Raw genomic sequence first — 6,277 nt, forward strand, 5'->3', positions numbered from 1 at the left:
TTTTCACCATTTATAAGATAATATGTCATTTTGGGATAAAGTCAAAAAGATTATGAGTAGCGGAGCGGAGGAATCTTCGCCTGATAAAAAAGATACAGAAATTACTGCCGGAGGTTCTACGGTCTACCGTTATGAAGATCAATCTGATGATAAGGATCCTAAAAACTTATTTCCGGAGGTACAATGTGTTTATCTGGATGAAATCGAGGAGCATTTGACCAAATATATTGCCGAACCCGATATGGTATTCCATGAGATTATCTCCGAATTGGTTCATATCGATGTGCATTGGATTAAACCAAGTGCAAACTATCCATATCATATCTTGGTTACTTCGGGCATGAGTGACCTGGCTATGCGTGTTCCAGATGAAGTGGAAAACAAAGAGTCTTATGAGCGCGCAGAGCTAATGGTTGTGCTGCCCGCTGATTGGAAGATTGGAGAAGAGGAATTTCAGGATGACAATAATTATTGGCCGGTATACTTTTTGAAAAGATTAGCGCGGTTTCCACATGAGTACAAAACCTGGCTGGGCTATGGGCATACCATTCCCAATGGCATGGAAGCCGAAGATATTGCAAATACAGGTTTCGGTTGTATGTTGCTGCTTCCGCCTATGTTAAGTTTTGATGAGGAATTTTTGGAGTTAAAGACCAAAGATGGTAATCTGATCAATTTTTATGCAATGATTCCCGTGTATAAAGAAGAGATGGATTACAAACTGGAAGAGGGCACAGATGCACTCTTAGACTTGTTTGATGAATATGGAATTTCCGAGCTGGTCGATATCGACCGTCCCAATGTCTGTAAAGATAGATAGTTTATAAAAAATATGCAATGCGATGGGCTATTTTAGAGCTTTTAGCATTGCATATCTTTTTAGGAAATACTTTTTTCTATAATTGCTATCGTTTTATCGATATCCTCATAGCTCACATTGAGGTGCGGTCTAAAACGGATACTTTTCTCTCCACAGCCTAACATAATCAGTTTATTGGCGTAGGCTTTCTTGATAAATTCATTCCGTGCAGCTTCCGATTCGAAATCCACTGCAACGAATAAACCCTCACCCCGTAAATTGGACAGCTGCGGTTTTTTCGATAGCAGTTCCTGGAGCTTATCTTGTAGATAGCGCCCTTTTTCTGCCGCATTTTGAATCAGGTTTTCTTGCTCTATGACTTCAAGAATTAATTTAAAGCGGAGCATATCCATAAAATCGCCACCAAATGTCGAATTGATACGACTGGATTCTTGAAAGACATGATGTTCCACCTGATCAAATTTTTCCTTGCTCGCCAGTATACCGCAGACTTGTGCTTTTTTGCCGAAGGCAATGATATCGGGAATGACGTTGTAATGTTGGTAAGCCCACATTTTTCCCGTAATACCCAATCCCGTCTGTACTTCATCAAAAATTAAGAGGATCTGATTTGCATCACATATTTGACGAAGCTGTACGAAAAATTCCTTTCGAAAATGGTTGTCGCCACCTTCACCCTGTATCGGTTCAATAATAATGCAGGCAATATCGTTGGGGTTAGCCGTGATCGCCTGACGTATTTCCGAGACAGCTTTTTCCTCCAAAGCAATCGTCTGATCGATATGTTCGCTTGTTAAGGGATAGCTCAATTTAGGATTGGTAATGCGTGGCCAGTTGAACTTTGGAAAATAAAGGTATTTTCTGGGGTCTTGTGTATTCGTTAATGACAGGGTATAGCCCGATCTACCATGAAAAGCCTGTTTAAAGTGAATGACCTGGCTGGCTTCCTTTTGTATTCCCTGTGCGAAATTAAGCCTTGTCTTCCAGTCGAAGGCAGCTTTTAATGCATTTTCCACGGCGAGTGTTCCCCCCGAGATGAAAAAGGCATAGGGGAGTTCTTTCGGTATGGCTACGCGATCAAAAGTGTCGACAAAATCAGCAAACTCTTTGGGGTAAATATCTGACATGGCTGGCTTATTGACGGCCATTTTACCCAGGAAGTCACGTTGTTTGACCAAATGTGGATGATTGTAACCCACGGCCATGGAGGCAAACATACTGAACATATCGAGGTACTCATTCCCATTTTCATCCACGACATAAGAACCATGGGATTTCTCCATATCCATAACCAAAGGGAATCCATCGGCTAATATATGTTTGCTTAATCTTTCATGTACGCTGCTCATAGTTTTGTGTGTAAATGGTTTATAAATCAAATTTGATACCTTGTGCCAAGGGAAGGTCAGTTGTATAATTGATGGTATTTGTCTGGCGGCGCATATAAGCTTTCCAGGCATCTGATCCAGACTCCCGGCCTCCGCCAGTCTCCTTTTCGCCTCCAAAAGCACCTCCGATTTCGGCGCCCGATGTGCCGATATTGACGTTGGCAATACCACAATCAGAGCCAGCAGCACTGAGAAATAGCTCGGCTTCCCGTAGGTTGTTGGTCATAACGGCAGAAGACAATCCCTGGGCGACGCTGTTTTGAAGTGCTATGGCCGCACTGATATCCCCTTTGTATTTGATTAAGTAAAGAATAGGGGCAAAGGTCTCATGCTGTACGATTTCATAATGATTTTCAACTTCGGCAATGACAGGCTGCACATAACAGCCACTTTCATACCCTTTGCCTTCAAGGACCTTTCCCTTGATCAGCATTTTTCCCCCTTGTGTTTTAATTTTGTCCAGTGCGTTTAAGTATGATTTTACGGCGGCTTTGTCGATCAATGGTCCCACATGATTTTTCGTGTCCAAAGGGTCACCAATTTTTAATTGACCATAAGCTTTTGTCAGTTGTTTTTTGACGTTGTCATAAATGTCCTCATGGATAATAAGTCTTCGGGTACTTGTACAGCGTTGTCCGGCTGTACCTACGGCACCAAATACAGCACCGATAATGGTCATTTTTAAGTCGGCGTCTGGAGTAACGATGATCGCATTGTTTCCACCGAGCTCCAAAAGTGTTTTACCAAGGCGTTGTGCTACGGTAACGGCGACTTCTTTTCCCATTCGGGTAGATCCTGTTGCAGAAATCAAGGCGATGCGGTTGTCTGCCGAAAGCCACTCGCCAACTTCCCTGTCGCCCATAATGAGGTTGGATATTCCCTCGGGCAGCCCGTTGTTGTGTAAGATTTCTGCAAGTAATTTTTGGCAAGCTATGGCACATAACGGTGTTTTTTCGCTGGGTTTCCAGACGACAGTGTTGCCGCAGACCAAGGCGAGGGCGGCGTTCCATGCCCATACCGCCACTGGAAAGTTAAATGCTGTAATAATACCGACGACACCCAAAGGATGATATTGATCGTACATGCGGTGCCCAGGACGTTCCGAATGGATGGTATTACCATACAATTGACGGGATAGGCCCAAGGCGAAGTCACAGATATCGATCATCTCTTGGACTTCACCCATGCCTTCTTGGTAAGATTTTCCCATTTCATAGGAAACTAATTTTCCGAGAGTAGGTTTAAGCTCACGTAGCTTGTCTCCCAACTGGCGAACGATGTCTCCTCTTTTTGGAGCAGGCAGTAGGCGCCAGTGTAAAAATGCATCTCCGGCCTGCTTAATGACTGCTTCATAGTCTTTACGATTGCTACTTTTTATGTTTGCGATGAGTTTTCCATCGACAGGTGAAAAGGATTCGAATTCTTTACCTTCGGAAAACCATTGCTGTCCAGTTGATGATCCTAAATTCTGGGAAGATATTCCAAGTGTTTTAAGCGCTGATTTTATCATAATGGTTTATTTTATTCGTGGAATAGTTTAAATATATGAAATAAATTTTTTGTTGACAAGTTTGTTCTGAATATTGTTCAGTGAAAAATAATCGTTATCTTAGATAAGCTAATGTAGACTATATCATGATCAAACAGATTAATACCGATTATTACCAGGTGGACGATTTATTGTCCGAAGAACATAAACTGATACGGCAGTCTGTCCGTGATTTTGTGAAAACAGAGATAAAGCCTTTCATTGAAGATGCGGCGCAGGAGCACCGTGCTATTGCGGGTTTGATGCCTAAATTGGGGGCAATTGGAGCGTTGGGACCTTATATTCCTGTCGAATATGGTGGTGCAGGGTTGGATCAGATTTCCTATGGCTTAATTATGCAGGAATTGGAAGCCGGCGACTCGGCAATTCGTTCGGCAGCATCGGTGCAATCCTCTTTGGTGATGTTTCCGATTTATACCTTTGGTAGTGAGGAGCAACGTCGTAAATATTTACCGCGGTTGGCATCGGGGGAGTTGGTCGGTTCTTTTGGGCTTACTGAGCCTAATCATGGTTCTGATCCGGGTGGAATGGAAACGAAATTGACGGCAAAAGGAGCTGGTTTTTTATTAAATGGAGCAAAGATGTGGATTACAAATTCGCCTATCTGTGATATTGCCGTCGTTTGGGCGCGAGATGAGGCCGGGAAAGTACGGGGAGTTATTGTTGAGCGCGGAATGGCTGGTTTTGAAACTCCGGAGACCATGCATAAGTGGTCGTTGCGCGCTTCCAAAACAGGTGAATTGGTTTTTCATGATGTTTATATCCCTGCGGAAAATATACTTCCTGCTGTAAATTCAATGCGTGGCCCACTTTCCTGTTTGAATTCGGCCCGCTATGGAATTTCATGGGGCGTGATCGGAGCAGCAATAGACTGTTATGAAACTGCGGTTCAATATGCGTTGGAGCGACATCAGTTTGAAAAGCCAATTGCCGGTTTTCAATTGCAGCAAAAGAAGCTGGCGGAATTTCTGACAGAAATTACCAAGGCGCAGTTGCTGTCGTGGCGTTTAGGAGTACTCAAGAATGAGGGGCGTGCTACCCCTCAGCAAATCTCCATGGCAAAGCGGAACAATGTGAATATGGCGCTGCAGATAGCGCGTGAATCTAGGCAGATTCTTGGCGGAATGGGGATTGTCGGTGACTTCCCAATAATGCGACATATGATGAACCTAGAGTCTGTAGTTACCTATGAAGGGACGCATGATATTCATTTATTGATCACAGGACAAGATATTACGGGGCTGAACGCTTTTTCTTGATCTTTTTCTTCGTACGAACACGCTTTATACAGTAATAAACGATGCTATGATTTATTGAATTTTTAGTCAATAAGAGGTGGCATCGTTTGTGTATATTTTGCTGCATTAGTGTGGATTCGAGGATGCTTCTACATCATGTTAATGCCTATGTAATTTTATTACTTATATAATTTTGTTAGCGCTAATACTTATATAATTATGTGGTGTTAATACTTATTATGTAATAAGGATTCAATAGACCTCATTTGTCCCTGTAGGTATATTCTATCGTTCTCTTTTGGTCATTCCATGTGAGCGCTATGATCAGTCGCCGTTCAAGCCGATAACAGGCTAACTTCTTCATAAGCATTGTATTTAATTCCGATGCTTGAAATCAGTACGGCAAATCAGTACTGCGAAATGGTTTTTTCCTTCTTTATAGCGTGTTTTTCCGAGTTGTTTTCGTGTTGCAGCGTCGCTGCGGAGTTGTTCGGCTGCGGTTCGGATTGGCGTTGACCTTTTTTAGGGGCATTCAGGGGATATGGTCGCGTTCGGAGCGTCATTTGCCCGTGTTGGCAGCGGGGTAAGTGCGGGCTTAGACTCGGACTCAACACGGACTCAACACGGACAGAATACGGTTGCAGGGCAAATCTGCCCCGAGCATGGTACGAAGCAGGTGGAGATGGGAGCCGAAGGTTCCCGCAAGCCCTGCGCAGCAGCCGGAGCCCTGTCCACGAGGCGGAACCCTAGTTTGCCCTAAATGAGCCATGCTTCCCCAGTAAATAAAGAAAAGTTGAGGGCTTCTTATTCCTTAGGTTAGCTTTTGTTTATATTTAACTTAGCAATAAGTTAGGGTTTGTTTAGATATAACCTATACTATACCTAAACAAACCCTAACTAAACCCTAAGCTAAACCTATGTAAACAGATAAGAAAGTACGGTATCCGTCCGTCCCCTGTTATATCCTGCATTGCGGTTTCTTTCCGCTGCGATCTTTCTGGCCTTATCAATATCCGTCCGTCCATCGGCTGCGCCAGTGTACACCATCTTCAATTGGGCATTGAGCCAAGAGGGCTACCAAAGTGGTTCCTGAGTTTAGGCAGAAACAGATCGAACAATACAATGTCCATCCCTCTTTCCCTGTAAAGCCCACACCAAAGTCCGGTTCCCGTCCCCATTCTGTGCCGGAACCGGCGTTCCCAGCCTTCCGATCACCTGTTTTACAAAAAGAATCTCGCACCGTTACAGGCAGTTAAGGTGAAAATGAAATAAATAAGAACAA

The 6,277-nt window shown here is 43.5% G+C and carries 5 protein-coding genes; 2 read left to right on the forward strand and 3 right to left on the reverse strand.

Annotation, left to right across the window (positions count from 1 at the left end; all coding sequences use genetic code 11):
• The first annotated feature begins 52 nt into the window (after positions 1-52).
• The gene (locus BGP15_RS20865) at positions 53-820 is read left to right on the forward strand and encodes a suppressor of fused domain protein (RefSeq protein ID WP_286770667.1); all 768 of its coding nucleotides are present in this window, start codon (positions 53-55) and stop codon (positions 818-820) included.
• Positions 821-879: 59 nt separating this feature from the next.
• On the opposite strand, the gene lat is transcribed toward BGP15_RS20865, so the two are convergent.
• Together lat and amaB are read right to left on the reverse strand one after the other, a co-directional pair.
• Positions 880-2,169: an L-lysine 6-transaminase gene (gene lat, locus BGP15_RS20870; protein ID WP_286770668.1), complete on the reverse strand. Its 1,290-nt coding sequence runs from the start codon at positions 2,167-2,169 to the stop codon at positions 880-882.
• A gap of 19 nt (positions 2,170-2,188) precedes the next feature.
• On the reverse strand, positions 2,189-3,718 hold the full coding sequence (gene amaB / locus BGP15_RS20875; RefSeq protein WP_286770669.1) for an L-piperidine-6-carboxylate dehydrogenase: 1,530 nt from the start codon (positions 3,716-3,718) through the stop codon (positions 2,189-2,191).
• A 125-nt stretch (positions 3,719-3,843) separates the two neighbouring features.
• Between amaB and BGP15_RS20880 the strand changes: the two genes are divergently transcribed.
• Positions 3,844-5,016: an acyl-CoA dehydrogenase family protein gene (locus BGP15_RS20880; protein ID WP_286754845.1), complete on the forward strand. Its 1,173-nt coding sequence runs from the start codon at positions 3,844-3,846 to the stop codon at positions 5,014-5,016.
• A gap of 985 nt (positions 5,017-6,001) precedes the next feature.
• On the opposite strand, the gene BGP15_RS20885 is transcribed toward BGP15_RS20880, so the two are convergent.
• Positions 6,002-6,235, reverse strand: coding sequence for a hypothetical protein (locus BGP15_RS20885; RefSeq protein WP_286770670.1), 234 nt, complete (start codon positions 6,233-6,235; stop codon positions 6,002-6,004).
• Positions 6,236-6,277 lie beyond the last annotated feature (42 nt).

It is taken from the genome of Sphingobacterium sp. 40-24 (genome assembly GCF_001899705.1).
In the GTDB taxonomy this organism is placed as follows: domain Bacteria; phylum Bacteroidota; class Bacteroidia; order Sphingobacteriales; family Sphingobacteriaceae; genus Sphingobacterium; species Sphingobacterium multivorum.

What these genes read in the sequence shown, in the direction of transcription:
- BGP15_RS20865 (WP_286770667.1), top strand. Translation starts at nt 53, where the DNA reads ATGAGTAGCGGAGCGGAGGAATCTTCGCCTGATAAAAAAGATACAGAA.
- lat (WP_286770668.1), bottom strand. Translation starts at nt 2,169, where the DNA reads ATGAGCAGCGTACATGAAAGATTAAGCAAACATATATTAGCCGATGGA.
- amaB (WP_286770669.1), bottom strand. Translation starts at nt 3,718, where the DNA reads ATGATAAAATCAGCGCTTAAAACACTTGGAATATCTTCCCAGAATTTA.
- BGP15_RS20880 (WP_286754845.1), top strand. Translation starts at nt 3,844, where the DNA reads ATGATCAAACAGATTAATACCGATTATTACCAGGTGGACGATTTATTG.